The 25,116-nt window shown below is 68.8% G+C and carries 23 protein-coding genes; 13 read left to right on the top strand and 10 right to left on the bottom strand.

The genetic code is table 11. The features are described 5' to 3' along the window. Nucleotides 1-10 precede the first annotated feature (10 nt). Nucleotides 11-496, bottom strand: a complete 486-nt coding sequence (gene ubiT / locus QLQ86_RS15760) for a ubiquinone anaerobic biosynthesis accessory factor UbiT (RefSeq protein WP_282736693.1) — start codon at nucleotides 494-496, stop codon at nucleotides 11-13. Between the two features lie 481 nt (nucleotides 497-977). On the opposite strand from ubiT, the gene gdhA reads away from it, so the two are divergent. After that, nucleotides 978-2,330 carry an NADP-specific glutamate dehydrogenase gene (gene gdhA / locus QLQ86_RS15755; RefSeq protein WP_282817588.1) on the top strand — a complete coding sequence of 451 codons (1,353 nt, stop codon included), beginning with the start codon at nucleotides 978-980 and terminating at the stop codon, nucleotides 2,328-2,330. A gap of 78 nt (nucleotides 2,331-2,408) precedes the next feature. On the opposite strand, the gene hemN is transcribed toward gdhA, so the two are convergent. Then, nucleotides 2,409-3,794: an oxygen-independent coproporphyrinogen III oxidase gene (hemN, locus tag QLQ86_RS15750; protein WP_282817587.1), complete on the bottom strand. Its 1,386-nt coding sequence runs from the start codon at nucleotides 3,792-3,794 to the stop codon at nucleotides 2,409-2,411. A 115-nt stretch (nucleotides 3,795-3,909) separates the two neighbouring features. Then, nucleotides 3,910-5,076, bottom strand: coding sequence for an NnrS family protein (locus QLQ86_RS15745; RefSeq protein WP_282817586.1), 1,167 nt, complete (start codon nucleotides 5,074-5,076; stop codon nucleotides 3,910-3,912). A gap of 159 nt (nucleotides 5,077-5,235) precedes the next feature. Between QLQ86_RS15745 and QLQ86_RS15740 the strand changes: the two genes are divergently transcribed. From QLQ86_RS15740 to QLQ86_RS15695, 10 genes are all read left to right on the top strand, one after another. Further along, nucleotides 5,236-5,688, top strand: coding sequence for an Rrf2 family transcriptional regulator (locus QLQ86_RS15740; protein WP_282817585.1), 453 nt, complete (start codon nucleotides 5,236-5,238; stop codon nucleotides 5,686-5,688). Between the two features lie 184 nt (nucleotides 5,689-5,872). Next, entirely contained in the window at nucleotides 5,873-6,190 is a 318-nt protein-coding gene (locus QLQ86_RS15735; protein WP_282817584.1) for a c-type cytochrome, read from the top strand. A gap of 92 nt (nucleotides 6,191-6,282) precedes the next feature. After that, on the top strand, nucleotides 6,283-8,421 hold the full coding sequence (gene nosR, locus QLQ86_RS15730; RefSeq protein WP_282817583.1) for a transcriptional regulator NosR: 2,139 nt from the start codon (nucleotides 6,283-6,285) through the stop codon (nucleotides 8,419-8,421). 4 nt (nucleotides 8,422-8,425) lie between these two features. Continuing rightward, nucleotides 8,426-10,300 carry a TAT-dependent nitrous-oxide reductase gene (gene nosZ, locus QLQ86_RS15725; protein WP_282817582.1) on the top strand — a complete coding sequence of 625 codons (1,875 nt, stop codon included), beginning with the start codon at nucleotides 8,426-8,428 and terminating at the stop codon, nucleotides 10,298-10,300. Between the two features lie 55 nt (nucleotides 10,301-10,355). Further along, nucleotides 10,356-11,702 carry a nitrous oxide reductase family maturation protein NosD gene (locus tag QLQ86_RS15720; RefSeq protein ID WP_282817581.1) on the top strand — a complete coding sequence of 449 codons (1,347 nt, stop codon included), beginning with the start codon at nucleotides 10,356-10,358 and terminating at the stop codon, nucleotides 11,700-11,702. Further along, entirely contained in the window at nucleotides 11,699-12,631 is a 933-nt protein-coding gene (locus QLQ86_RS15715; RefSeq protein ID WP_282817580.1) for an ABC transporter ATP-binding protein, read from the top strand. Before QLQ86_RS15720 ends, QLQ86_RS15715 begins: the two co-directional genes overlap by 4 nt. After that, a complete protein-coding gene (locus QLQ86_RS15710; RefSeq protein WP_282817579.1) occupies nucleotides 12,628-13,452 on the top strand; it encodes an ABC transporter permease in 825 nt (274 codons plus the stop codon). Before QLQ86_RS15715 ends, QLQ86_RS15710 begins: the two co-directional genes overlap by 4 nt. Nucleotides 13,453-13,481: 29 nt before the next feature. Continuing rightward, nucleotides 13,482-14,033 (top strand): nitrous oxide reductase accessory protein NosL, encoded by a 552-nt coding sequence (locus QLQ86_RS15705; protein WP_282817578.1) that lies wholly within the window; start codon nucleotides 13,482-13,484, stop codon nucleotides 14,031-14,033. 83 nt (nucleotides 14,034-14,116) lie between these two features. Then, entirely contained in the window at nucleotides 14,117-14,668 is a 552-nt protein-coding gene (locus QLQ86_RS15700; protein WP_282817577.1) for a hypothetical protein, read from the top strand. A 43-nt stretch (nucleotides 14,669-14,711) separates the two neighbouring features. Beyond that, nucleotides 14,712-15,077: a DUF6164 family protein gene (locus tag QLQ86_RS15695; RefSeq protein WP_282736680.1), complete on the top strand. Its 366-nt coding sequence runs from the start codon at nucleotides 14,712-14,714 to the stop codon at nucleotides 15,075-15,077. A 7-nt stretch (nucleotides 15,078-15,084) separates the two neighbouring features. Here QLQ86_RS15695 and QLQ86_RS15690 read toward each other — a convergent pair whose 3' ends face one another. Further along, complete coding sequence (locus tag QLQ86_RS15690; RefSeq protein ID WP_282736679.1) at nucleotides 15,085-15,876, bottom strand: EAL domain-containing protein; 792 nt, start codon at nucleotides 15,874-15,876, stop codon at nucleotides 15,085-15,087. 207 nt (nucleotides 15,877-16,083) lie between these two features. On the opposite strand from QLQ86_RS15690, the gene QLQ86_RS15685 reads away from it, so the two are divergent. After that, nucleotides 16,084-18,171 carry a sensor domain-containing diguanylate cyclase gene (locus tag QLQ86_RS15685; protein WP_282817576.1) on the top strand — a complete coding sequence of 696 codons (2,088 nt, stop codon included), beginning with the start codon at nucleotides 16,084-16,086 and terminating at the stop codon, nucleotides 18,169-18,171. 96 nt (nucleotides 18,172-18,267) lie between these two features. Here QLQ86_RS15685 and ahpF read toward each other — a convergent pair whose 3' ends face one another. The 3 genes from ahpF to QLQ86_RS15670 all read right to left on the bottom strand — a co-directional run bounded on the left by ahpF (nucleotide 18,268) and on the right by QLQ86_RS15670 (nucleotide 21,086). Then, on the bottom strand, nucleotides 18,268-19,821 hold the full coding sequence (ahpF, locus tag QLQ86_RS15680) for an alkyl hydroperoxide reductase subunit F (RefSeq protein WP_282817575.1): 1,554 nt from the start codon (nucleotides 19,819-19,821) through the stop codon (nucleotides 18,268-18,270). A gap of 171 nt (nucleotides 19,822-19,992) precedes the next feature. Further along, nucleotides 19,993-20,556 (bottom strand): alkyl hydroperoxide reductase subunit C, encoded by a 564-nt coding sequence (ahpC, locus tag QLQ86_RS15675; protein WP_282736676.1) that lies wholly within the window; start codon nucleotides 20,554-20,556, stop codon nucleotides 19,993-19,995. A gap of 137 nt (nucleotides 20,557-20,693) precedes the next feature. Next, complete coding sequence (locus QLQ86_RS15670; RefSeq protein ID WP_278032227.1) at nucleotides 20,694-21,086, bottom strand: ribonucleotide reductase subunit alpha; 393 nt, start codon at nucleotides 21,084-21,086, stop codon at nucleotides 20,694-20,696. Nucleotides 21,087-21,198: 112 nt separating this feature from the next. Here QLQ86_RS15670 and QLQ86_RS15665 point away from each other — a divergent pair, with 112 nt between their 5' ends. Next, nucleotides 21,199-21,774, top strand: coding sequence for a biliverdin-producing heme oxygenase (locus QLQ86_RS15665; RefSeq protein ID WP_282736675.1), 576 nt, complete (start codon nucleotides 21,199-21,201; stop codon nucleotides 21,772-21,774). Nucleotides 21,775-21,784: 10 nt separating this feature from the next. Here the strand turns inward: QLQ86_RS15665 and QLQ86_RS15660 are convergent, their stop codons facing one another. Genes QLQ86_RS15660 through QLQ86_RS15650 form a run of 3 tightly spaced genes read right to left on the bottom strand, consistent with a single transcriptional unit; the run spans nucleotide 21,785 to nucleotide 25,075 of the window. Beyond that, nucleotides 21,785-22,705 carry a DMT family transporter gene (locus QLQ86_RS15660; RefSeq protein WP_282817632.1) on the bottom strand — a complete coding sequence of 307 codons (921 nt, stop codon included), beginning with the start codon at nucleotides 22,703-22,705 and terminating at the stop codon, nucleotides 21,785-21,787. Between the two features lie 16 nt (nucleotides 22,706-22,721). Then, a complete protein-coding gene (locus QLQ86_RS15655) occupies nucleotides 22,722-23,600 on the bottom strand; it encodes an NAD(P)-dependent oxidoreductase (RefSeq protein ID WP_282736674.1) in 879 nt (292 codons plus the stop codon). A 14-nt stretch (nucleotides 23,601-23,614) separates the two neighbouring features. Beyond that, nucleotides 23,615-25,075, bottom strand: coding sequence for an aldehyde dehydrogenase family protein (locus QLQ86_RS15650; protein WP_282817574.1), 1,461 nt, complete (start codon nucleotides 25,073-25,075; stop codon nucleotides 23,615-23,617). Between the last annotated feature and the right edge of the window lie 41 nt (nucleotides 25,076-25,116).

The raw sequence follows: 25,116 nt of genomic DNA, 5'->3' as shown, positions 1-25,116 counted from the left end.
GGGCGGCGGGTCAGTGATCGCGGGCCGCGAGGCGCTCCAGGCGGTGGAGCCAGTCGCCGAGGCGGCCCTGGGCCAGGCCCTCCTCGCGTCCGTCGAGGAGGTTCTTGACCATCAGGCCCAGCTCGGTGTCGCCCTCGATCAGCAGGCGACGCTGGAAGAACAGGCTGTCGGGATCCTCGCGCCGGGTGGCCAGGCAGAGGAACTCGCGCCAGCCGCCACGGATGGTGGCCTCGCCTGGCGCGTGGCAAAGCACCAGGCGCTGCGCCTCGAGACTCAGTGTCAGCGTCACGCCGAGATCGTCGATGGCCAGGCTGATCCGGCGCCCCTCCAGGGCATCGAACTCGCCCTCCGCCAGCGGCTCGGCGAAGGTGCGGTTGAGCACCGGCTCCACCAGTCGGCGCTTGGCGGCCAGGGGCACACAGGGGTCCAGGGTGCGGATCAGACGGCTCGGGACGGGCGGGCGCGGAAGCGATAGGGACGGTAGGGGCAGGGACATGGGAGTTCTCCTGATGACGTCGACGCGGCTGGGCCGCCGAACCGCTCATCCTAGGGGCCATCTAAACCGCCTGCACTGACATGCGTCAAGCCGTCGCCAGCACCGTGGATCCCGATGGCTCAGTACCATATATAGACCACTGGCCGGACTCAAGCACAAGATGTGCAAGAACTGTCACCACCGCTCCAAGGCCGGCGCCGGACCCATGACGCCCCGCACCTTCCCCTTGCAGAACGCCGGCATGGCGGGCCGCCTCCAGGGGGCGCGCGCCCCCGTTCGCCCCATCGGCAGAGACAGCTTCGTTGAAACACCATCTATGAAGTTATTTTAATGCATTAATCTGGTGCATAGATTTCCGCGCTTTTGAAGGTATTTCGACTCAATAACCTACCTAATCGCCGCATAGCCCATGCATTTGCTGCATAATGGTGCATTGCCTTATAGTGCTGCCGACCCGTTTCGACCGCACAGGAATCTTCCCATGCCCTACGTCCACGACACCCTCGAGGCCCTGCGCAGGAGCAGCCCGGCCCAGACCGAGTTCTACCAGGCCGCAGAAGAAGTACTGGAATGCCTGCGCCCGCTCTTCGAGCGCAGCCCCCACTACCTCGACCACAGCATCATCGAGCGCATCGTCGAGCCGGAGCGCCAGATCATGTTCCGCGTCTGCTGGACCGACGACGCCGGCAAGGTGCAGGTCAACAAGGGCTACCGCGTCCAGTTCAACTCCGCCCTCGGCCCTTACAAGGGCGGGCTGCGTTTCCACCCCAGCGTCACCTCGGGCACCATCAAGTTCCTGGGCTTCGAACAGATCTTCAAGAACGCCCTGACCGGACTGCCCATCGGCGGCGGCAAGGGCGGCTCGGACTTCGAGCCCAAGGGCCGGTCGGACGGCGAGATCATGCGCTTCTGCCAGGCCTTCATGAGCGAGCTCTATCGCCACATCGGCCCGAACAGCGACGTGCCGGCCGGCGACATCGGCGTGGGGGCCCGCGAGATCGGCTTCCTCTACGGCCAGTACAAGCGCCTGACCGGCCGCTACGAGGGCGTGCTGACGGGCAAGAGCCTCAACTGGGGCGGCTCCATCGGGCGCAAGGAGGCCACCGGCTACGGCGCCGTCTACTTCGCCGAGAACATGCTCGAGGCACGCGGCGAGACCCTGGAAGGCAAGACCTGCCTGGTCTCCGGCGCGGGCAACGTGGCCATCTACACCATCGAGAAGCTCCATGAGCTCGGCGCGATCCCCGTCACCTGCTCCGATTCCCGGGGCACTATCCATCACGCCGGCGGCATCGACCTGGACCTGCTCAAGGAGCTCAAGGAGGTCAACCGCGCCTCGCTGGAGGCCTACCTGGAGACGCACCCCGAGGCCCGCTACCTTCCGGCCGGCGACTACCCGGCCGACGGTCATGCGGTGTGGCGCCTCGAGGGCGACGTGGCCTTCCCTTGCGCGACGCAGAACGAGCTGACCGAGGCCGATGCCGAAGCCCTGCTGGGCAACGGCGTGACCTGCATCAGTGAGGGAGCCAACATGCCTTCCACCGCCGCGGCCGTGGATCGCTTCCTGGCCGCGAAGGTCGCCTACGGGCCCGGCAAGGCGGCCAATGCCGGCGGCGTGGCCACCAGCCAGCTGGAGATGGCCCAGAACAGCAGCATGGAGCAGTGGCCGCTGGAGAAGGTCGACGCCAGGCTCAAGGAGATCATGGCCAACATCCACCGCCAGTGCGCCGAGACCGCCGCCGAGTTCGACGAGCCCACCAACCTGGTACTGGGCGCCAACATCGCCGGCTTCCGCAGGGTGGCCGATGCCATGATCGAGCAGGGCGTCGTCTGAGCCCAGCCCGTTCGGTTTCCATCGAATGCATCACGGCGCCCCACGGGGCGCCGTGTCGTGTCGGCAAGTAATCGAGGATCAGACGGTGCGCGAGTAGCGCCCCGGGCCGTGACTCAGGTAGGCATCGAAGGCCATGGCGGCGTTGCGCATCATCAGCCGCCCGGCCGGCAGCACCTCGATGCTCCCCTCATCGATCGCCAGCAGGCCGTCGTCCGCCATCTCCTCCAGCTCGGCGAGCGCGTCGGCGAAATGGTCGCGAAAGTCGATGTCGTGGTCCGCCTCGATCGCGGCGAAGTCGATGCGGCCATGGCACATCAGGGCGTTGATCACATCACGTCGCAGCAGATCATCGGCGTTCAGGCGGTAACCGCGCATCACCGGCAGCCGTCCCGCCTCGAGGCGCGCCTGGTACTGGGCGGTCTCCTTGACGTTCTGGCTGTAGCTGTCGCCCACCTTGCCGATGGCGGTATTCCCCAGGCCGATCAGGTCGCAGTCGGCATGGGTCGAGTAGCCCTGGAAGTTGCGCTGCAGGGTGCCGTTCTCCTTCGCCAGCGAGAGCTCGTCCTCGGGCAGGGCGAAATGGTCCATGCCGATATAGACATAGCCGGCCTCGGTGAGCCGACGGATGGTCAGCTCCAGCAGCTCGATCTTGCGCTCCGGCGGCGGCATGTCCTCGGGGCGGATCAGGCGCTGGGCCTTGAACAGCTCCGGCAGATGGGCGTAGCTGTAGGCGGCGATGCGGTCGGGACGCAGGGCGATGATCTTGTCCAGGGTGGCATCGAAGCTCGCCACGGTCTGCAGCGGCAGGCCGTAGATCAGGTCGACGCTCACCGACTGGAAGCCGGCCTCGCGGGCCGCGGCCACCAGCTCCACCACCTGGGCCTCGCTCTGGATGCGGTTGACCGCCTCCTGGACCCTGGCATCGAAGTCCTGTACGCCGAAGCTCAGGCGGTTGAACCCCAGGGCATGGAGCTCGTGGATCTGCTCGGGGGTGACGGTGCGGGGATCCACCTCCAGGGAAAACTCCCGCGCCTCGGGCTCGGCGAAGTGGAAGGCATCATCCAGCGCCGCCATCAGCTCGCCGAGCTGGTCGTTGCTCAGGTAGGTAGGGGTGCCACCCCCCAGGTGCAGCTGGGTCATGCGCCGCGAATCGTCGAACAGTGCCCCCTGGAGTTCGACCTCGCGCTTGAGCCAGGCGAGGTACTCCGCGGCGCGCTCGCGGTTGTGGGTGATGATCTTGTTGCAGGCGCAGTAGTAGCAGAGGCTCTCGCAGAACGGGATGTGCACGTAGGCCGACAGCGGCTTGGGCGTCGCAGCCCGGTTGCTGCGCTCGGCGGCGGCACGATAGTCGTCCTCGGCGAAGGCCGCCTGGAACTGCGGCGCCGTGGGATAGGAGGTGTAGCGCGGCCCCGGGCGGTCGTACTTCTCGACCAGGGGGCGGATGAACAACAGCGTGTCTTGCATGATCGAATCGAGCCTCTGGAACCGTAAGGCGGCGGCCGGGGCCGCCACCGCATGGGCGAAGTATGCCAGCCAAGACCGGGCGCGTCGGTACCCTTCAAGGGGTAGCTGACCCAGATCAAGCAGAGGTAGACGGCACCGTGGCGACGGCCGTCCCCCGGCGGCGCCAGTGCACCAGGCGCCACGCCACCAGCAGCCAGGCCAGGCTCCAGGCACCGGCGGCGCCCCAAAGTGCCGGGAGGCCGGCCAGGGGCAGCGCGAGTCGCAGCCCCGCCGCCAGGGTGAAGAGCAGGGCCAGGGGCGTCAGCCACCGCTCCTCCCCGGGGCGACCCCTGGCCCTCAGGATCGCCTGGCGCAGCATGATGCCGCTGGCCAGGGTGCCGAGCGCCCCCACGGTGATCGCGTGGAGCCGGCCCGCCGGCGAGCCCCCCGCCAGGAGATCGCCCGCCACCAGCAGGGCCCCCACGCCCAGCCAGGCATAGCCGAGCAGCAGGCCGAGCAGGTCCGGTCGATCCCGGAGCCTCCAGGGCGACCAGCGCCAGAGTCGCACCAGGATCACCATCCCGGCCAGCGCCAGCAACACGCCGGCCAACGGCCAAAGCGGCGGCCAGATCGCCAGCAGCCCGGCGGCGCCCAGCAGGCCAATCAGGGTCGCCTCGATCCGCGGCTGGACACCGGCCCCTGCCACCCGGTCGCGCGCCATCAGGTGCCCGTTCACCGCCGGGGCGATCACCCGTCCGCCCATGAAGGCCATCAGCAGCAGCAGCCAGAGCACCCCCTGGTGGAGAAGGGGCGAGAGCAGACCCGGGAAGGCCGGACGCGCCGCCAGGCTGGCCACCGCCAGCAGGCAGAGCAGCCCGAGCAGCGGCGAGAGCAGGCGATTGCGCCACTTCTTGGCCGCCAGGAAGCGCGACACCAGCCGGGCGGCGAGCAGCAGGGCGAAGGCGGCATCGGCCAGCAGCAGGGGCCAGGCCGGGTAGCCCGCCAGACCACCGAGCCGCCCGACCAGCCACAACCCCGCCAGGAGCGACAACCGGCGGGGCGGCAGCGGTCCCAGCAGGTAACCCGCAATCACCGCCAGGGCGAAGCCGAACAGCAGTTCGCGACCATGGGCTGCCGGCGTCGCCAGCGCCGGCAGTCCACCGAACATCGCCGCCAGCGACAGCGGCACCGCCAGGGCCGCATGAAGGGCGGCGAGCGGAAAGAACAGCGACCAGGCGGGACGCCGGTCGGCGCGGCGGGTGTGGTCGGTTTGACCTGTGTCATTGGCAACGAACCATAACATGCATATAAATTACATCTTAGGGGTAACCATGCCAATCGTGCGCCAACGGTCACCACGCGACCGAATGCCACAGTCGCGAATCAAACCTAACAGGCATGATGTTAGAATCGCCCGTTTTCTCACCACGCCTTGCGAGGCGTTCGACGCGCCGGGACACCCATGCATCTGACCCGATTCACCGACTATTCACTGCGCGTGCTGATCTACCTGGCCGTAAAGGGCGAGCAGCGCTCGACCATCACCGAGATCGCCGAGCGCTTCGAGATCTCCCGCAACCACCTTATGAAGGTGGTGCAGGACCTCAACCACCGCGGCTACATCACCTCCATCCGTGGCAAGAACGGCGGCCTGCTGCTCAAGCGCGCCCCGGAGACGATCCCGTTGGGCGAGCTGGTCCGCGACACCGAGCGTGACCTGCACCTGGTGGAGTGCTTCGGCGACGACAACGAGTGCGTGATCACCCCCGCCTGCCGGCTAAAGCCGATCCTGGCCGAGGCACTCGCCGCCTTTCTTGCCGTGCTCGACCATTACACCCTGGCCGACCTGCTCGGCCCACAGCGTCCCAGGCTGGTGCGGTTGCTGCAGCTCGACGACGCCCCGCCCGACGCCTGAGCCGCCCTGGCACCTCTGCATTAGCACCCTCTTTTACCTTTTGGGCCTCCGGGTCTAGGCTGAACATGACGCACGTCAAGCCTCGCCCGGGCGACGGCTGGCATCATGACCTCGATCGCCCGGTGCGGCCGTTGCCCGATCCGGGCTTTTTCAAGAACTTAAAGATGCATTTCGGAGGTATGTTATGAAGTCACTGCTCGTTGCCGCCCTGCTGGGCGGGGCCTTCCTGGCCATGGACGCCCAGGCTGCCGGTGACCCGGAGGCCGGTGAAGGCAAGATCGGCACCTGTGTGGCCTGCCACGGCAAAGACGGCATGGGCACCGCGCCGATCTATCCCAACCTGGCCGGCCAGTCCGCCGAATACCTGGTGAGCGCCATGAAGGCGTACCGCGAAGGCCAGCGCGGCGGTGGCATGTCCGCGATCATGGCGCCCCAGGCCCAGGGCCTCTCCGATGAGGACATCGCCGACATGTCCGCCTACTACGCCAACCTCGAGCCCTGATCCCCTGGCCGGCCCGAGGGCCGGCCCCCTGAAGGCTGGCGGCCGGGGTGACGACCGCGCCGCCAGGATTGATGCCCCGCAAGGACTCCGCCATGCCCGCACGACACCCTCGGCCAGTCGGCATTGCCGGACTGCTGTTTGGCCTGTTCCTGCTGCTGATCGCCCCGGCGCTCCACGCCCTGGAGCTGGAACAGGTCCGCGAGGGCTTCCCCACCGCCGATCGCATCGAAACGGCCGAGTCCCAGTGGCCGGTGAGCGAGGTGCGCGGCGGTGACGAGCTGCTGGGCTATGCCTTCGAGAGCGTCGACATCGCACCGATCCCGGCCTACTCGGGCAAGCCGGTCAACCTCCTGGTGGGCATCGACCTGGAAGGCAAGATCGTCCAGGCCGACATCCTCGGCCACGAGGAGCCCATCATGCTGGTGGGCATCCCCGAGTCGAAGCTCGAGGAGTTCGCCGACGACCACGTCCCCGCCCACGTCAACGACCGCATGAAGGTCGGCGATAACCTGGATGCCATCTCGGGTGCCACCGTCACGGTCATCGTGGTCAGCGACACCATCATGCGCGCCGCCCGCCAGGTGGCCGCCGAGCAGGGCCTGATCGCCGACCCCTCCATCGCCCCGCCGGCCCGAGTCCGGGAGGACGTCTTCGCGCCCGGCGACTGGGAGACGCTCACCGGCGACGGCACCATCCGTCGCCTGCACCTGACCCACGGCGAGGTGGATGAGGCCTTCGCCGGCACCCCCGCCGAGGACTACCTGCACTCCCCGCAGCCGGCCGACCGGACCTTCATCGAGCTCTTCTACACTTACCTGAACCCGCCCTCCGCCGGCCGCAACCTGCTGGGCGACACCGGTTACGACCAGCTGATGGCCGAGCTCGACGAAGGCGAGCACGCCATCGCCGTGATGGGCCGCGGCGACTACTCCTTCAAGGGCTCGGGCTACGTGCGCGGCGGCATCTTCGACCGCATCGAGCTCTCCCAGGGCAACGCCACCGTCAGCTTCCACGACCGCGACCATATCCGCCTGGGCGGCCTGGGCATCGAGGGGGCGCCGCCGTTCGACGAGCGAGACATCTTCATCGTTCGCGAAGACGCCGCCTTCGATCCCGGCCAGCCCTGGCAATTGGAACTGCTGGTACGCCGTGCCTCGGGCCCACTGGACACCGAGTTCAGCCGCTTCAGCGCCGACTATAGCGTCCCCGAGGCATATATCGAGCGTCCCGAGCCGCCGGTGGAAGAGCCGATCTGGGTACAGGTATGGCGCGACAAGGCCTTCCAGATCGGCGTGCTGGTGGCCGGCCTGCTGGTGCTGACCGGGATCATGCTGTTCCAGGACGTGCTGGCGCGTCACCCGAGGATCCTGCGTCCCCTGCGCCTGGGCTTTCTGGTCTACACCCTGGTGTTCATTGGCTGGTACTCCCTGGCCCAGCTCTCGGTGGTCAATATCCTGACCTTCACCAATTCGCTGATCAGCGGCTTCAGCTGGAGCTCCTTCCTGATCGACCCGATGATGTTCATCCTCTGGTCCTTCGTGGCGGTGACCCTGCTGCTTTGGGGCCGCGGCGTCTTCTGCGGCTGGCTGTGCCCCTTCGGCGCCCTGCAGGACCTGGTCAACAAGGCCGCCCGCAGGCTCGGGGTGAAGCAGATCGAGGTGCCCTTCGGCCTCCACGAGCGGCTCTGGGCCATCAAGTACATCATCCTGCTGGGGCTGTTCGCCGTCTCCCTGCACTCGCTGGGCACCGCCGAGCGCTACGCCGAGGTGGAGCCCTTCAAGACCGCCATCACCCTGCGCTTCCAGCGTGAATGGGCCTTCCTGCTCTATGCCCTGGGCCTGGTGGCGATCTCGGCCTTCAACCACAAGTTCTACTGCCGCTACGTCTGCCCGCTGGGCGCCGGCCTGGCGATTCCCGCCCGCCTGCGCCTGTTTGACTGGCTGAAGCGGCACCGCGGCGACTGTGGCACCCCGTGCCAGATCTGCGCCAACGAATGCGAAGTGGCCGCCATTCACCCCGATGGCCGCATCAATGCCAACGAGTGCCACTACTGTCTCGATTGCCAGATCACCTACCACGATGACCAGCGCTGTCCGCCGGTGATCAAGCGTCGCAAGCGCTACGAGAAGGCGGCCCGCCTGGTTGCGGGACAGGAAGGCGTCGAGACCCATGACCCCGGCAGCGCCGGACAACACAAGCTGCAGCGAATCCCGACCCATCAGGAGGAGTGAAACCATGAGTGACAAGAAGAAAGCGATCGAGAACCTCGGCCGCCGCCACTTCCTGCGCAACAGCGCGGTGACCGGTGTCGCCGGTGCCGGTCTGGCCGGCGGCTTCGGTGCCGGGGCGCTGATGAGCAGCCACGACGCCCGGGCCGCCGAGAACGGCATCGAGGTCTCGCCCGGCGAGCTCGACGAGTACTACGGCTTCTGGAGTGGCGGCCACCAGGGGGAGGTGCGGGTGCTGGGCATTCCCTCGATGCGCGAGCTGATGCGCATCCCGGTGTTCAACATCGACAGCGCCACCGGCTGGGGCATCACCAACGAGTCGAAGCGCATCATGGGCGACTCGGCGCGCTTCCTCAATGGCGACTGCCACCACCCGCACGTCTCCATGACCGACGGCCACTACGACGGCAAGTACCTGTTCATCAACGACAAAGCCAACACCCGGGTGGCGCGCATCCGTCTCGACATCATGAAGACGGACAAGATCACCACCATCCCCAACGTCCAGGCGATCCATGGCCTGCGCCTGCAGAAGGTGCCGCACACCAAGTACGTCTTCGCCAACGCCGAGCTGCCGATTCCCCAGGTCAACGACGGCCGCGACCTGGAGACCCCGGACAACTACTTCACCATGTTCAACGCCATCGATGCCGAGAGCATGGAGGTGGCCTGGCAGGTGATCGTCGACGGCAACCTCGACAACACCGATGCCGACTACACCGGCCGCTTCGTGGCCTCGACCTGCTACAACTCCGAGAAGGGCATGACGCTGGCCGACACCATGCGCGCCGAGCGCGACTGGGTGGTGGTATTCGACGTCGAGGCCATCGAGGCCGCCGTGGCAGCCGGTGACCACGAGACCCTGGGCGACAGCGAGGTGCCGGTGCTCGACGGCCGCAAGGGCTCCAAGCTGACCCGCTACATTCCGGTGCCCAAGAACCCCCACGGCCTCAACACCTCGCCGGACGGCAAGTACTTCATCGCCAACGGCAAGCTCTCGCCGACCTGCACCATCCTCGCCATCGACAAGCTCCCCGAACTGTTCGACGACGCCATCGAGCCCCGCGACACCGTGGTCGGCGAACCGGAACTGGGCCTGGGGCCGCTGCACACCACCTACGACGGCCGCGGCAACGCCTACACCACCCTGTTCATCGACAGCCAGGTGGCCAAGTGGAACATCGAGGACGCCATCCGCGCCTACAACGGCGAGGAGGTGAACTACCTGCGCCAGAAACTCGACGTCCACTACCAGCCGGGCCACAACCACGCCAGCCTCACCGAGTCCCGGGACGCCGACGGCAAGTGGCTGGTGGTGCTCTCCAAGTTCTCCAAGGACCGCTTCCTGCCAGTGGGTCCGCTGCACCCGGAGAACGACCAGCTGATCGACATCTCCGGCGAGGAGATGAAGCTGGTCCACGACGGCCCCACCTTCGCCGAACCCCACGACTGCATCCTGCTGCGCGCCGACCAGCTCAACCCCTCGCGGACCTGGACGCGTGACGACCCCTTCTTCGCCGAGACGCGTGACATGGCAGAAGCTGACGGTGTCACCCTGGAAAGCGACAACACGGTGATCCGCGACGGCAACAAGGTGCGGGTCTACATGACCTCCATCGCCCCGCAGTTCGGCCTCACCGAGTTCAAGGTCAAGCAGGGCGACGAGGTGACCGTGGTGGTGACCAACCTCGACCAGGTGGAGGACCTGACCCACGGCTTCGTCATGGTCAATCACGGCGCCTCCATGGAGATCGGCCCGCAGCAGACCTCCAGCGTCACCTTCACCGCCGACAGGCCCGGGGTGTACTGGTACTACTGCTCCTGGTTCTGCCATGCCATGCACATGGAGATGACCGGCCGCATGCTGGTCGAGAAGGCCTGATAGCACCCATCGGGGCCGGGCAGACGCCCGGCCCCGCTTCTTCCTGGAGAGACGCATGACCCGACGACTGCCTCGCGTCGTCCCCCGACTATTTCTTGTCGCCTGGTGGCTCGCGTGGCTGCCGGGCGACCTGCTGGCCGCCGAGTGGACGGCCAGCCCCGGCGAGCCGCTGCAGCCGCTGATCGACCAGGCCGACGACGGCGACCGCCTGAAGCTGCCCGAGGGCCGCTATCCCGGACCGCTGACCATCGACCGCACGCTCACCCTGCAGGGCGTGCCGGGCGCCGTGATCGACGGCGGCGGCGACGGACACGCCGTCATGCTCGAGGCCCCCGACATCGTGCTGGACGGCCTCACCATCGAGAACTGGGGCACCAACCTCACCGACATGGACGCCGGCATCTTCGTCGAGGCCAGTGCCACCGGCAGCGTGATCCGCGACTCGCGCCTCACGGGTCCGGGGTTCGGCATCTGGCTCGACGCCGTGGCCGAGGTGCAGGTGCTCGACAACGTGATCCGCGGCGACGCCTCGCTGCGCTCCCAGGATCGCGGCAACGGTGTGCACCTGTTCAACGTCCGGGACGTCACGGTGGCGGGCAACGACATCCGCCATACCCGCGACGGCATCTACATCGATACCAGCAGCCAGAGCCTGCTGCGCAGCAACCACATGCAGGCGTTGCGCTACGGCGTGCACTACATGTACGCCCACGACAATCGCCTGGAGGGTAACACCACCCGGAACACCCGCACCGGCTACGCGCTGATGCAGTCCAAGCGACTCGAGGTGATCGGCAACCGCTCGGAGGATGATCGCCACTACGGCATCCTGATGAACAACATCACCGACTCCACCCTGCGCGGTAACCATGTTACCGGCGTCAACCAGCGCCGGGACGCGCAGGGCCAGGGCCTGGTCAGCGGCGCCGAGGGCAAGGCGCTGTTCGTCTACAACGCCCAGTACAACCGCTTCGAGGCTAACCGCTTCGCCGAGAGCGATATTGGCATCCACCTCACCGCCGGCTCCGAGGACAACGTGCTGGTGGGCAACGCCTTCGTCGACAACCGCCAGCAGGTGATGTACGTGGCGACCCGCGCCCAGGAATGGTCGGAGAAGGGCCGCGGCAATCACTGGAGCGACTACCTGGGCTGGGACCTGGACGGCGACGGCGTGGGCGACATGCCCTTCGAACCCAACGATGCCATGGATCGCCTGCTGTGGCGCTACCCGGTGGCGCGGCTGCTGATGCACAGCCCCGCGGTGCTGGCCCTGCGCTGGGTACAGCGCCAGTTCCCGGTGTTTCGCCCCCAAGGCGTCAAGGACAGCCACCCGCTGATGAAAGAACCCGATCTGAATGAACCCGGCTTGAATCAACACAACCTCGGAGACACCAGCGCATGACCGCGGTGATCGACTTCCAGGGCGTGACCCGCCGCGACGGCGACCTGGTACGCCTCGACGCCCTCGACCTCGAGGTAAGCGAGGGCGAGGTACTGGCCCTGCTCGGCCACAACGGCGCCGGCAAGACCACCACCATGCACCTGATCCTCGGGCTGCTCTCGCCCAGCGAGGGGGGCGTGGCGGTGCTCGGCGGCGCACCCGACGGTGCCCACGCCGAGACCCTGCGCCGCCGCCTGGGCTACCTGCCCGAGAATGTCAGCTTCTACGCGCAGTTGAGCGGCCGCGAGGTGCTCGACTACTTCGCCCGGCTCAAGCGGGTCGACCGAGGCCAGGTGGACGAGCTGCTGGATCGGGTGGGCCTCGGCCACGCCGCCCGCCGGCGCGTGAAGACCTACTCCAAGGGCATGCGCCAGCGCCTGGGTCTGGCCCAGGCGCTGCTCGGGGACCCCCGCCTGCTGCTGCTCGACGAGCCCACCACCGGCCTCGACCCGGCCGCCACCCGCGACTTCTACGATACGGTGCGCGGCCTGCGCGAGCGCGGCTGTACGGTGCTGCTCTCCTCCCACGTGCTGCCCGGGGTGGAGCCCTACATCGACCGCGCGCTGATCCTCGGCGGCGGCCGCCGCCTGGCGCTGGGCAGCCTGGACGACCTGCGCCAGCTAGCCGCCCTGCCGCTCACCGTGCGCGCCCGCGGCCGCAGCGCCGAGGCCGACCTGACCCACTGGGACGACCCGCGCATCGCGGCCACCGCCGTCAACGGCCACGAGGTGGCACTCAGCGTGCCGCCGGACGCCAAGCTCGCCGTGCTGCGCCGGCTCACCGGCACCGCCGGCGTCGAGGACATCGAGCTGCTGCCCCCCACCCTGGAGCACCTCTACACCCACTTCTCCGCCGGCCTCTCGCCCGAGCAACGAGGAGACGCCCAATGAACGCCATCCTGACCATCGCCGGCAAGGAGTTCCGCGACGGCCTGCGCAATCGCTGGGTGCTGGCCATCGCCCTGGTGCTGGCCTTTCTCGCCGTGGGCATCGCCTGGTTCGGCGCCGCCGCCAGCGGCGGCCTGGGCTTCACCTCGCTGGCCACCACCCTGGTCAGCCTGGCGACGCTCGCGGTGTTCCTGATCCCGCTGATCGCCCTGCTGCTGGCCTACGACGCCGTGGTGGGCGAGCAGGAGGCCGGCACCCTGCTGCTGCTGCTCACCTACCCCATCAGCCGCACCCAGCTGCTGCTCGGCAAGTTCCTCGGCCACGGCCTGATCCTCGGCGCCGCCACAGCGCTGGGCTTCGGCGTCGCCGGGGGGGTGATCGCGGTGGGGGCCGAGGGGGTACCGCTCGGCGAGCTGGCCGCCGGCATGGGGCTGCTGATCGGCAGCAGCATCCTGCTGGGCTGGGTGTTCATCGCCTTCGCCTACCTGATCAGCGTCTGGGTCACCGAGAAGGCCCGTGCCGCCGGCCTGGCGCTGGTGGTGTGGTTCCTGTTCGTGCTGGTCTTCGACCTGGGGCTGCTGGCGCTGCTGGTCAGCGTCAAGCAGGGCGGCGACTGGCTGCCCTGGCTGCTGCTGCTCAACCCCATCGAGTGCTTCCGCCTGATCAACCTGGCCGGCTTCGAGGCCGCCCGCGACTATAGCGGCCTGACCTCCATCGCCGAGGGCGGTGCCTTCCGCCCCGCCGTGGTGACCACCTTCCTGGTGGCCTGGGTGCTGGTGCCCCTGGGCCTGGCGCTGCTGCGCTTCCGCCGCCATGCCGCCTGAACCCTCCTTACACGCATCGAGAGACCGCCATGATCCGACTCGCCCTGTTGATCGCCCTGCTCGCCAGCCTGCTGCTGTCCGGCTGCGGCGAGTCCGAACCCGAGGACCTGGCTGCCGCCCAGCCCATCGAGGCCGGCGACAGCTGCCATGTCTGCGGCATGCTGATCGAGGAGTTCCCCGGGCCCAAGGGGGAGGCCTTCCTGGACAGCCAGGGTGAGGCGCTGAAGTTCTGCTCCACCATGGACCTCTTCGCCTTCCTCAAGCAGCCCGAGAACGAGACCCGTCTCTCCCACGCCTATGTCCACGACATCGGCGTGACCCCCTGGGGGGAGCCGTCGGACGAGGCGTTCATCCGCGCCGAGGAGGCCTGGTACGTGGTAGGCCACGACCGGCGCGGCGCCATGGGCCACACCCTGGCCTCCTTCGCCGAGCAGGCTGACGCCGAGATATTCCGCAAGGCGCACGGCGGCGAGCTGGTCGCCTATGAGGAGATCGACCTCGACCTGCTGGGCCGCCTGGGCCGCGGCGAGCTGGGTGGCGATGGCGACGAGGGCATGGAGGACATGCCCGGCCATGACTGACGAGCTCGCGGGGCGTCGGGGATAGGCCAGCCCCCTCCAGCGTGCTAGCCTCGGCGCATCGCCGCCCGAGGAAGCGTCCCGCCATGCCCCGCCTCTCCCGACTCGCCCCCTACCTGCTGCCGTTCTGCCTGATCCTGGCCGGGACGGCGTCGGCCACCGACTACAATACCGGCGACGTCCAGGCCCATGGCGGCTGGCACTCCCTGGTGCTCTCGCTGGGCGAGGAGCGCCACTTCCGCGCCATCGACCAGCAGAGCTACAGCGACGCCATCTTCAGCGTCAACGCCAGCGCCGGGGCCTGCGAGGTGCCCTGGCTGGAGCTGCGCGTGGCGCTCGCCGAGAACCAGGCCGAGAGCGCCACGGTGAACCGCGTGCCCGCCGACCTGCGCGTCGATCACGCGACCATCCACCGCGGCAGCGCCGCCTTCGTCACCGAGCGCGGCGACGATGGCTTCTACGTGCGCTTCGCGCTCCCCGACCTGGCGCTGCTGCTCGAGGAGATGGCCGAGGGCAAACTGCTGCGCCTGCGAATGATGCGCGGCGAGGACGACCCCTGGTTCATGGTCTTCGGCCTGGCGGGCGCCGGCGAGGCGATCGAACGCCTGCATCGCCTCTGCGCCGAGGCCGGGCGCTGAGAAGACCGCACAGGGTTCGCGGAGGTCGAGAGGAGGAGAAGACGTGGCCGTGCTGCTGTTCCACCTGCGCAACGTGCCCGATGAGGAGGCCGAGGAGGTACGCCGGCTGCTCGACGAGCACGGCCTGGACACCTTCGAGACCCGAGCGGGCTTCTGGGGGCTCGGCGTGGCCGCGATCTGGCTGCGTGACCCGCACGAGCTGGCGCGGGCCCGTGGGCTGATCGACGCCTACCAGCAGGCCCTGGGCGAGCGGGTGCGGAGCGAGCAGGATGCCCTCGCCGCCCGCGGTGAGGCCCCCACCCTGTGGCGGCGCCTGGCGCGCCAGCCGATCCGCACGCTGCTGCTCGCCCTGCTCGCCGCCGCCGTGCTCGCCCTCTCTCTGCTGCCCTTCCTGTGGCTGGCCGGCTAATGCCGCCTCAGGCGCGCGGCCGGCGACTCTCGTCGCGCAGCGCCGCAAGCGCAGGCCCCAGGTCCTCGGCCAGCGCGGCCACCGCCGGCCGCGCATGGAAGTAGCCCTGCTGGCGGGTGATACCCGCACGCGCCAGCCAGAGTGCCTCTTCCCGGGTCTCCACGCCTTCGGCGATCAGCAGGATGTCGAGCTCGTCGGCCAGCCGCTTCACGGCCTGCAGCAGGACCTGGCGGCGACGGTCGCCGTCGCAGCCCATGATCAGTTCGCGGTCGACCTTGAGACGGTCGGGCGTGAGGTCGGTGAGCAGGTCCAGGTTGGCGTAGCCGTTGCCGAAGTCGTCCAGCGCCGTGGCGAAGCCCATGGCGCGGTAGGCCTCGATGATGCTGCGCAGGTGCTGGCGGTCCCTGACCCGTTCGGTCTCGGTGATCTCGAAGACGATGCGCTCGGTGGGCCAGCCGACCCGCGCCGAGACGTCCAGGGTCGCCTGGATACAGGCCTCGGGCTCATAGACCGCATTGGGCAGGAAGTTGATCGACAGGTTCTCGCGCATGCCCAGCGCGCTGGCCATCTCGATGGCCCGCACCCGGCACGCCTGATCGAAGCGATAGAGCAGGTCATCGGTAACCTGGGCGAGGACACTCCAGGCCGATTCACCTCCCGGCCCCCGCACCAGCGCCTCGTAGGTGATGATCCGCGCCGCGTCCACGTCGACGATCGGCTGGAAGGCCATGGTGAAGTCGAAGGGCAGCTCCCCTTCGCAGCGGCCGCAGTGCCCCGCGACTCGCGCACAGCTCGACATCGGCGACTCCTTGTCAGTGCTTGTCGGTCTCCTCCCCCGGCAATCGATGCGGGGCGCTGTCGGTCTGGCCGAGGGCAGGCACCGTCGGCCCCACTATCCCAAGCATGAGAGGGTGACGCAATCACCGGTCCGGTGGCACCGGGCAGTTCACGCCGCCCCGGCAAGGGTGTAGGGTCATCGCCAGACCCCACGAGGACACCTCAGCCCTTGAACGCCCCGACATGCTACAGCGATGCCCAGATCGCCGCTGCCCTGGAGGCCTGCGCGCGGGAGCCGGTGCACATTCCGGGGGCCATCCAGCCGGCGGGGTGCCTGATCAGCCTCGATGCCGCCATGCGCCAGGTCCGGCAGGTCAGTGCCAACCTCGAGGAGGTCCTCGGGATCGGCGTCGCCGAAGCCCTTCGCTGCTCGCCCCGCGCGCTTCTCGGTGAACGGCTGTTCGACCGGCTGAAGCGGGAACTGGCCGACCAGGAGCGACTGCCCGCGGCCCTCACCATTCGCCGTCGGGTGAAGGGGCGTGAGTGCTACCTGCATGTGGTCGCCTATCGCAGCGGCGCGCGGCTGGTGGTCGAGCTCGAACCCCTTGCCCGGTCCGATGAGCGACGCCTGCTGGCGCTGGTCAACGAATGGCTGGTCCAGGTGGGCGAGATCGATGACGCCGAACGGCTGCTGCAGGCCCTGACCCGCATGGTCCAGCGACTCACCGGTCACGAGCGCGTGATGGTCTACCGCTTCGACGAGCAGTGGAACGGCCGGGTGGTCGCCGAGCACCGGCTGCCCCTGGCCGAGAGCTTCCTGGGCCATCACTTCCCGGCCAGCGACATTCCCGCCCAGGTCCGCCGGCTCTATGACATCAACCGCGTTCGCAGCATCCCCGATGCCGCCGCGGCGCCGATCCCCCTGATGCCCGCCACGGACCCGCAGGATCCCGCCCCGCTGGACCTCTCGCGGGGCGTGCTGCGTGCCGTCTCCCCCATCCACCAGGAGTACCTGAGCAACATGGGCGTGGCCGCCTCCCTCTCCATTGCCATGCATGACGAGGGAAGGCTGTGGGGTTTGCTGGCCTGCCATGGCCTGTCCCCCAGGCCCCTGGCCGCGGTTGAGCGGGATGCCGCGCGCGCCCTGGTACAGATCGCCGTTCCGCGACTGATGCTGATACGCGCGCGCGACGAGGCCCGACTGCTGCAGAGCATCCACGACAGCCGCGACCTGCTGGCCGGGGAGCGCGGGCTGCTGGTCGACCCCGGCAAGATGGTCAAGCGCCACGGCCAGCAGTGGCTCGACCTGCTGCGTGCCGCCGGGGTGGCGCTGGTCGAGGAGGACCGGGCCCATGGGGTTGGACGGCGGCCGGACGACGGTCGGCTCAAGGCCATGGCGGAGTGGCTCGGCCGCCACCAGCGCCACGACACGCCCTGGTCCACCCAGACACTGGGGGAGACGCCGCTGGCCGACTGGCAGCAGGGCGACCTCTGCGGTCTGCTCGCCGCCCCGCTGCCCACCGACGCGCGTCGACCGGCCTGGCTGATGCTGTTCCGGCACGAGCAGCGCGAGGCTCGCCGCTGGGCCGGCAAGCCCGAGGACGTGCCCACGGAGCGGGACGGCAAGCTGATCATGACCCCACGCCGGTCCTTTGCCCAGTGGCAGGACGAGGTGAAGGGGCGCTGCCCCGCCTGGGGCGCCATCGAGCGCCGTGCCGCCGGGGACCTCGCCGAGGACCTCGCCGTGCTGGCCTCCGGCCACCAGATCCATCGGCTGAACGTGCAGCTGAGCCGGGCAAACGACCAGCTGCAGTCGCTGGCCTTCAGCGACAGCCTGACCGGCAGCTGGAACCGCTATCGCATGGAGCAGGCCATCGACGCGTCCCTGAATGCCGCCGAACGCTACGGCCACCCCTGTGCGGTGCTGCTGTTCGACGTGGATCACTTCAAGCGGTTCAACGACACCCACGGCCATGAGGCCGGGGATCGGGTGCTGGTCGAGATCACCCGGGCGCTGCAGGCCAGCCTGCGCGACAGTGACACCCTGGGGCGCTGGGGCGGCGAGGAGTTCCTGGTGCTGGCCAGCCACTGCGAGGGTCAAGGGGCGCTCCACCTGGCGGAGCGCCTGCGCCGGTGCGTGGAGGGCGTCGACCTGGCCGAGCTGGGCCGGGTGACCATCAGCATCGGCGTGGCCAGCTGGCACCCCGGCGATACCCGCAAGCGGCTGGTCGCGCGGGCCGACGAGGCGATGTACCGGGCCAAGCAGAACGGCCGCAACCGCGTGGAGCAGGCAGCGGACGGCGCCGCGCAGGCATGAGGTACCGGCCATGGACGAAAATGCCCCCGCCGGGCCGACCGGCGGGGGCATGGGAGCGAAGGGCCTGCGGACGTCGACGACGCCCGGGGCGGTGGATCACTGGCGAATGAGGTAGTCGAAGGCGCCCAGGGCGGCCTTGGAGCCCTCGCCCATGGCGATGACGATCTGCTTGTAGGGCACGGTGGTCACGTCGCCGGCGGCGAAGATCCCGGGGACCGAGGTCATGCCGTGGGCGTCGACCACGATCTCGCCGCGCTCGGAGAGCTCGATGGACGAGTCCTGGAGCCACTCGGTGTTGGGCACCAGGCCGATCTGCACGAACACGCCCTCCAGCTCGACCTGGCGGATCTCGCCGCTGGCGCGCTCCTCATAGGTGAGGCCGTTGACCCGCGTGCCGTCACCGTTCACCTCGGTGGTGCGGGCGCCGAGGATGATCTCCACGTTGGGCAGGCTGCGCAGCTTCTTCTGCAGTACCGCGTCGGCGCGCATCTCGTCCATGAACTCGATCAGGATGACATGGCCGACGATGCCGGCCAGGTCGATGGCCGCCTCGACGCCGGAGTTGCCGCCGCCGATCACCGCCACGCGCTTGCCCTTGAACAGCGGGCCATCGCAGTGGGGGCAGTAGGCCACGCCCCTGTTGCGGTACTCGGCCTCGCCGGGCACGCCCATCTCGCGCCAGCGGGCGCCGGTGGCGAGCACCAGGGTCCGGCTCTTGAGGCTGGCGCCGGATTCGAACTGCACCTCGTGCTCCTCGCCGGGCTGGCCGGGCACCAGCTTGACCGCACGCTGCAGGTTCATGATGTCGACCTCATACTCCTTGACGTGCTCCTCCAGCGCCGCGGCCAGCTTGGGGCCCTCGGTGTGGGGGACGGAGATGAGGTTCTCGATGCCCATGGTGTCGAGCACCTGGCCGCCGAAGCGCTCGGCGGCCACCCCGGTGCGGATGCCCTTGCGGGCGGCATAGACCGCCGCCGCGGCGCCGGCGGGGCCGCCGCCGATCATCAGGGTGTCGAAGGTCGGCTTCTCGCCGAGCCTGGCGGCCTCGCGCTCGGCGGCGCCGGTGTCCACCTTGGCCAGGATCTGCTCCAGGCTCATGCGGCCCTGGTCGAAGGGCTCGCCGTTGAGGTAGATGCTGGGCACCGACATCACCTGGCGCTCCTCCACCTCGTCCTTGAACAGCGCGCCATCGATGGCGACGTGGTGGACGCCGGGGTTGAGGATCGCCATCAGGTTCAGCGCCTGGACCACGTCCGGGCAGTTCTGGCAGGAGAGCGAGAAGTAGGTCTCGAAGTTGAGCTCGCCCTCGAGGCCCTTGATCTGCTCGACCACCTCATCCGAGGCCTTGGGCGGATGACCGCCGACCTGCAGCAGCGCCAGCACCAGGGAGGTGAACTCGTGACCCATGGGCAGGCCGGCGAACACCACGCCGGTCTCCTCGCCGGGGCGATTGAGCGCGAAGGAGGGACGGCGCGCGTCCTGGCCATCGAGCTTGAGGGTGATCTTGTCGGTCAGGCCGACGATGTCGGTCAGCAGGCCGTGCAGTTCCTTCGACTTGGCGCCGTCATCGAGGGACGCGACGATCTCGAAGGGCTGGGTGACCTTTTCCAGATAGGCTTTGAGCTGGCTTTTCAGATTGTCGTCCAACATGACAGCGGCATTCCTTCATGTTCGGGTATCGGGGTGGAGGCATGAGGGGACCGGGACGTCCCGCGCGGGAAAGCCCAGTTCGCTCATGCTTCCGGAATCAGGGCCCGGGCAGGGGATACCCGGGCGGGGCAGGCGAGGCCGGAGCGGGCCTCGCCGGCAGGGGCAGGTCGCTTAGATCTTGCCGACCAGGTCCAGGGACGGAGACAGGGTCGCTTCGCCTTCTTCCCACTTGGCCGGGCAGACCTCGTTCGGGTTGGCGCGCACGTACTGGGCGGCCTTGACCTTGCGCAGCAGCTCCTCGGCGTTGCGGCCGATGTTGCCGGCGTTCAGCTCGATGATCTGGATCTTGCCGTCGGGGTCGACCACGAAGGTGCCACGCTCGGCGATGCCGTCTTCCTCGATCAGCACCTCGAAGTTGCGCGAGATGGCGTGGGTCGGGTCGGCCAGCATCGGGTACTGCAGCTTGTTGATGGTCTCGGAGCTGTCGTGCCAGGCCTTGTGGGTGAAGTGGGTGTCGGTGGAGACGCTGTAGATCTCGACGCCCAGCTTCTTGAACTCCTCGTAGTTGTCTGCCAGGTCACCCAGCTCGGTGGGGCAGACGAAGGTGAAGTCGGCCGGGTAGAAGAAGAAGATGTTCCACTGGCCCTTCAGGCTCTCCTCGGTGACGTCGATGAACTCGCCATTGTGGTAGGCAGTGGCCTTGAACGGCTTGACTTCGGTGTTCAGCAGCGACATTCGGTAGTGCTCCTTTCGACTTTCGTTGAATGGGTGACGGCGATACGGGGCGCATGGTAGCCCGTATCTCCCGATAGCGTAAATTGAATGGCGTCATGGACCTGATAATTCAACCCTATGGTCCATGACGGCGGGCGTCAGCCGATGTCCACCGCCTCGCCCTGGCGGTCGAAGGCCAGGAACTGCGAGATGTTGCCCATCTTGAGCGACTCCACCATGCGGTTGAGGTGCTGCTCGGCCTGGGCCTGGGCGTCCTCGCCGGCCAGGGCCGCCACGAAGACGATGTCCCAGTCGACCCCGGTCTCCCGGGATTCCGCCACCAGCGCTGCCATGTCGGAGAGCTCCTCGGGGGCCTTGTCGACGCAGACCACCGGGGTCAGCACGCCCCCTTCGCCCTGTTCGAAGCGGCGCCGCTGCTCCTCGCTGGGATGGTCCGGCAGCTCGGCGCGGGTGAAGACGAACAGCAGGCGCTGCGGCTCTGGCTGGGCACGCGCCTCGTCCAACAGGTCGGCATAACAGGAAATGGCCACGGGCTCTCCTCCGGTTCGGGATGGTATCGTGGCAGGCAGCGTAACGGGCCGGCTCCGCTTCGGGAAGGGGGTTTCGCGGCCCATGCGACCCAGGTCACGTTCCGGAGCGCCGATGAGCCCCCCTACCCCACCGCTGGCCCGTCAGCTGCGCGATGCCACCCGCGACGCCCACCGCGCCCTGGACCACCACCCGGCGCTGCAGTGCCTGCTCGCCCCCACCCTGACCCGGGAGGCCTACGCCGCCTCGCTGTTGGCGCTCTATCCCGCCCATGCAACACTGGAGAACCGCGTCTGCCAGGAGATCGCGCGGCTCGGCCTGCGCCTCCGGGTGCCACGGCGGCTGTCGCACCTTACCGACGACCTCGGCATCCTCGGCCTGACGCCGGAAGCGCCCGCCTCCGAGACCGCACATCCCCCGACCTCCCCCGCCACCCTGGCGGGAGAGCTCTACGTGCTGGAGGGCTCGCGCCTGGGGGGGCAGATGATTGCCGACCGGCTGCGCCGGACCCTGGGCCCCGGGGTGCCGCACGCCTTCTTCTCCCTGGCCATGGCCCCCGAGGAGTGGCCGCGGCGACTGGCCGAGCTCGAGGCGCTCTGCCCACCCGGCCAGAGTGACGCCGCCCTGGCCGGCGCCCACGAGGCCTTCGCCCGCTTCCACCATCAGTTGGACACTCACTTCCGGGCCTAGCCGGCCATATTCAGCGGGAGGTCATCGCCTGGCGCAGGCGTAGCTCCAGGCGCCGCTCATAGAGCCCCTTGGTCACCAGGGTGCCCAGCACCAGCCCGCCCCCGACCAGGGCGATCGGTGCCGGGGTCTCGCCCAGCAGCCACCAGGCCCAGAGGGTGCCGACCACCACCTCCAGCAGCAGCAGCAGGCCGACCTCGGCGGCGGGCAGGTAGAGGGGCCCGCGCTGCAGCAGGGTCACGCCCGTCGGCACGATGAACAGGCACAGCAGGACCACCAGCAGCCAGCGATCGATGGGCGGCATGACGATCCCGCCACCGCCCAGCCACAGCGCCAGGGCAGCGCCGCTACCCACGATGAGGCCGTTGAACACCAGCATCGGGCTCATGTCCACGCCGGGGCGCCGACGGCAGAGCGTGAAGTTGAGCGCCAGGGTGGTGGCGGCCATCAGGGCGAAGGCATTGCCCACCCAGGAGCCGGCCCCGGTGTCATCGATCACGATCATCCCGATACCCAGCATGCAGAGCCCGATCGCCAGCCAGGTGCGGCGCGGCAGCCGCTCGGCGAGGATCGTGCGGGACAGCAGGGCGGCGATCAGCGGCGCCCCCGCGAGGATCAGCAGGACGTTACCCGCCTTGGTGTACTGGTTGCCCAGCACGAAGCCGCAGGTCGTCAGGCTGAAGAGCAGCGCCACGGCGATGCCGGTGCCGCCGCAGCGCCGGTAGGCGGCCAGGGTGCCGCGGCCGTAGCGCGCCAGGGCGATCACCAGAAAGCCCAGCGCCGAGAGGAATCCCCGCCACATCAGGATCTCGGCGTCCGGCAGGGCCGCCAGCTTGATCAGCAGGGCATCCGGCGACATGATCAGCGCCCCGCCCCCGGTCAGCAGCAGCCCCTGCTGGCGGTGGGAGAGCCCGTCGCCCGACCGCCACGCCATCACGGACGCCCCTCCATCAGCCCTTCTCCCGCTCCAGGACGCGGATGACTTCCGGCACCGTCAGGCCCTGGTCGTCGATCCCCGCATACAGTGCCTCCACCGCCTCGGCGACGCTGCGACCGGCCCCCAGCTCGTCGGTCATGGCATGGTAGTAGCCCAGGTCCTTGCTGGCATTGGCCACGCTGAAACGGAAGCCGGATGCGTCGCCCTCGGCGATGAAGGGCCGCAGGCGGTCGAAGACCACCCCGCCACCGCCGCCCTTGCCCACCACCTCGAGGAAGGCCGCATCGTCGATGCCCGCCCGGCGCGACGCCGCGGCCGCCTCGGCCAGCACCGCCGAGAAGCCCAGTGAGACGAAGTTGTGCACAAGCTTCAGGGTATGCCCGGCCCCCACCTCGCCGGCATGTGTGATGTTCTCGGCAAAGCTCTCGAGCAGCGGCCGCATCTGCGAGAACAGCGCCGAAGAGGCCCCCACGATCAGGTTCAGGCGCCCCTCCTCCGCCTCCCGGGGGGTCCGGGTCATGGCGGCATCCATGAAGTGGCCGCCGGCCTGGACCACCCGATCGGCGACCCGGGCCGTGGAGCTGGGCAGCGCCGTGGAGCAGTCGATCACCACGCCCCCCGGCGCCAGGCCCTCCAGGACCCCACCCGGCTCGAAGAGCACCGCCTCGACCTGAGGCGAGCCGGTCACGCAGAGCAGCACCGCATCCGCGGCCTCGGCCACCTCGTGCCCCGTGCTCGCCAGCTGGGCCCCCGCTTGCACCAGGTCATCCACCGGCTGGTTGCCGGGATGCTCGAGGAGCGTCAGCGGATAGCCGCCCCGAAGGATATTGCGGGCGATACCGTGGCCCATCAGGCCAACCCCGACCAGGCCGATACGCAGCGTCTGTGTCATGCTTGCCTCCTTGCTCATCCGTGGTGGATCGCGACGGTCTTGATGCGTGTATAGCTGCGCAGCCCCTCGAAGCCCTTTTCGCGACCATGCCCGGAGCGGCCGACGCCGCCGAACGGCAGCTCGATCCCGCCGGCGGCACCATAGTTGTTGACGAAGACCTGGCCGCTGCGCACGCCCTTGGCCAGGCGCAGCTGGCGACCGCCGTCGCGGGTCCAGATGCCCGCGCAGAGGCCGAAGTCGGTGCCATTGGCCAGTGCCAGGGCCTCGGCCTCGTCGTCGAAGACCTGCACCGCCAGGACCGGCCCGAACAGTTCCTCACGCAGCACCTCGTGCCCTGCCGGGATATCGACCAGCAGCTGCGGCACCGCGAAGTGGCCGCCGGCGGGCGACCCCTCCGCCAGTTGTCCGCGGGCCAGAGTGCGGATGCCGTCGGCATGGGCCGCCGCCAGGCGGGCCTCAAGCTTCGCCTTCTGGCGGGCGTTGATCAACGGACCGCAGTCGGCGTCCGCCTCGCCAACGTCGCAGCGCAGGGCTTCGAAACGCTCGGCCAGGCGCCCCAGCACCTCATCGGCCACCTCGCGCTGCACCAGCAGCCGACTGCCTGCAGAGCAGGTCTGGCCAGCGTTCTGGATGATGCCGCGAACCACGAAGGGCAGCGCCGCCTCCAGATCCGCATCGGCGAAGAGGATCTGCGGCGATTTCCCGCCCAGTTCCATGGTGACCGGGACATGCTGGACCGCCGCGGCCTGGGCCACCAGGGTGCCGGTTTCCGGGGAACCGGTGAAGGAGAGATGGTCGATGGACGGGTGCGCCGACAGCGCGGCACCGGCCTCGCGGCCAAGGCCGGGCACAACATTGAGCACTCCCGCCGGCAAACCGTGCTCCACGGCCAGCTCGGCCAGGCGAAGCACGCTCAGGCAGGCGTCCTCGGCGGGCTTGAGCACCACGGTATTGCCGGCCGCCAGGGCCGCGGCTACGCAGCGACCGAAGATCTGCGCGGGGTAGTTCCAGGGAATGATCTGCCCACAGACTCCGTAGGGCTCGCGCAGGGTCATCACCGCGAAGTCGTTCTCGAAGGGGATCGTCTCACCATGGAGCTTGTCGGCGGCCCCGCCATAGAAGCGGAAATATCGGGCACAGGCGCTAATGTCGCCACGTGCCTGAGTCATCGGCTTGCCGGTATCCGCGCACTCCAGGGCGGCGAGCCGCTCATGATCGTCCTCGATGGCCGTGGCGAAGGCCAGCAGCCACTCGCTGCGCCGGCGGGCCGTCCAGCGAGACCATTCGTCGAGTCGGCCGGAAAAGGCGCGGCCGGCCGCCGACACGGCCTGGTCGATCTCTTCTTCCTGGCAGCGGGCGATCCGCGCGATCGTCTTGCCGTGGGAAGGCGCCTCCACGTCCAGGGTCGAGCGGGTGGCAACCCAGGCTCCACCGATCAGGGCCTGGTGGGAGGGCATCTCGGGTAAGGACTGCACGTCGTGGACTCCTTTTCATTGTTGTGTTTGCCACCCCGACA

The organism is Halomonas rhizosphaerae (genome assembly GCF_030012485.1).
Lineage (GTDB): Bacteria > Pseudomonadota > Gammaproteobacteria > Pseudomonadales > Halomonadaceae > Halomonas > Halomonas rhizosphaerae.
The sequence above is the reverse complement of the archived record's forward strand: the minus strand, read 5'-3'. Positions and strand labels throughout refer to the sequence as shown.

Excerpts from the sequence above, each read along its gene's own strand:
- ubiT (WP_282736693.1), bottom strand. The coding sequence starts at position 496 with ATGTCCCTGCCCCTACCGTCCCTATCGCTTCCGCGCCCGCCCGTCCCG.
- gdhA (WP_282817588.1), top strand. The coding sequence starts at position 978 with ATGCCCTACGTCCACGACACCCTCGAGGCCCTGCGCAGGAGCAGCCCG.
- hemN (WP_282817587.1), bottom strand. The coding sequence starts at position 3,794 with ATGCAAGACACGCTGTTGTTCATCCGCCCCCTGGTCGAGAAGTACGAC.
- QLQ86_RS15745 (WP_282817586.1), bottom strand. The coding sequence starts at position 5,076 with ATGTTATGGTTCGTTGCCAATGACACAGGTCAAACCGACCACACCCGC.
- QLQ86_RS15740 (WP_282817585.1), top strand. The coding sequence starts at position 5,236 with ATGCATCTGACCCGATTCACCGACTATTCACTGCGCGTGCTGATCTAC.
- QLQ86_RS15735 (WP_282817584.1), top strand. The coding sequence starts at position 5,873 with ATGAAGTCACTGCTCGTTGCCGCCCTGCTGGGCGGGGCCTTCCTGGCC.
- nosR (WP_282817583.1), top strand. The coding sequence starts at position 6,283 with ATGCCCGCACGACACCCTCGGCCAGTCGGCATTGCCGGACTGCTGTTT.
- nosZ (WP_282817582.1), top strand. The coding sequence starts at position 8,426 with ATGAGTGACAAGAAGAAAGCGATCGAGAACCTCGGCCGCCGCCACTTC.
- QLQ86_RS15720 (WP_282817581.1), top strand. The coding sequence starts at position 10,356 with ATGACCCGACGACTGCCTCGCGTCGTCCCCCGACTATTTCTTGTCGCC.
- QLQ86_RS15715 (WP_282817580.1), top strand. The coding sequence starts at position 11,699 with ATGACCGCGGTGATCGACTTCCAGGGCGTGACCCGCCGCGACGGCGAC.
- QLQ86_RS15710 (WP_282817579.1), top strand. The coding sequence starts at position 12,628 with ATGAACGCCATCCTGACCATCGCCGGCAAGGAGTTCCGCGACGGCCTG.
- QLQ86_RS15705 (WP_282817578.1), top strand. The coding sequence starts at position 13,482 with ATGATCCGACTCGCCCTGTTGATCGCCCTGCTCGCCAGCCTGCTGCTG.
- QLQ86_RS15700 (WP_282817577.1), top strand. The coding sequence starts at position 14,117 with ATGCCCCGCCTCTCCCGACTCGCCCCCTACCTGCTGCCGTTCTGCCTG.
- QLQ86_RS15690 (WP_282736679.1), bottom strand. The coding sequence starts at position 15,876 with ATGTCGAGCTGTGCGCGAGTCGCGGGGCACTGCGGCCGCTGCGAAGGG.
- ahpF (WP_282817575.1), bottom strand. The coding sequence starts at position 19,821 with ATGTTGGACGACAATCTGAAAAGCCAGCTCAAAGCCTATCTGGAAAAG.
- ahpC (WP_282736676.1), bottom strand. The coding sequence starts at position 20,556 with ATGTCGCTGCTGAACACCGAAGTCAAGCCGTTCAAGGCCACTGCCTAC.
- QLQ86_RS15665 (WP_282736675.1), top strand. The coding sequence starts at position 21,199 with ATGAGCCCCCCTACCCCACCGCTGGCCCGTCAGCTGCGCGATGCCACC.
- QLQ86_RS15660 (WP_282817632.1), bottom strand. The coding sequence starts at position 22,705 with ATGGCGTGGCGGTCGGGCGACGGGCTCTCCCACCGCCAGCAGGGGCTG.
- QLQ86_RS15655 (WP_282736674.1), bottom strand. The coding sequence starts at position 23,600 with ATGACACAGACGCTGCGTATCGGCCTGGTCGGGGTTGGCCTGATGGGC.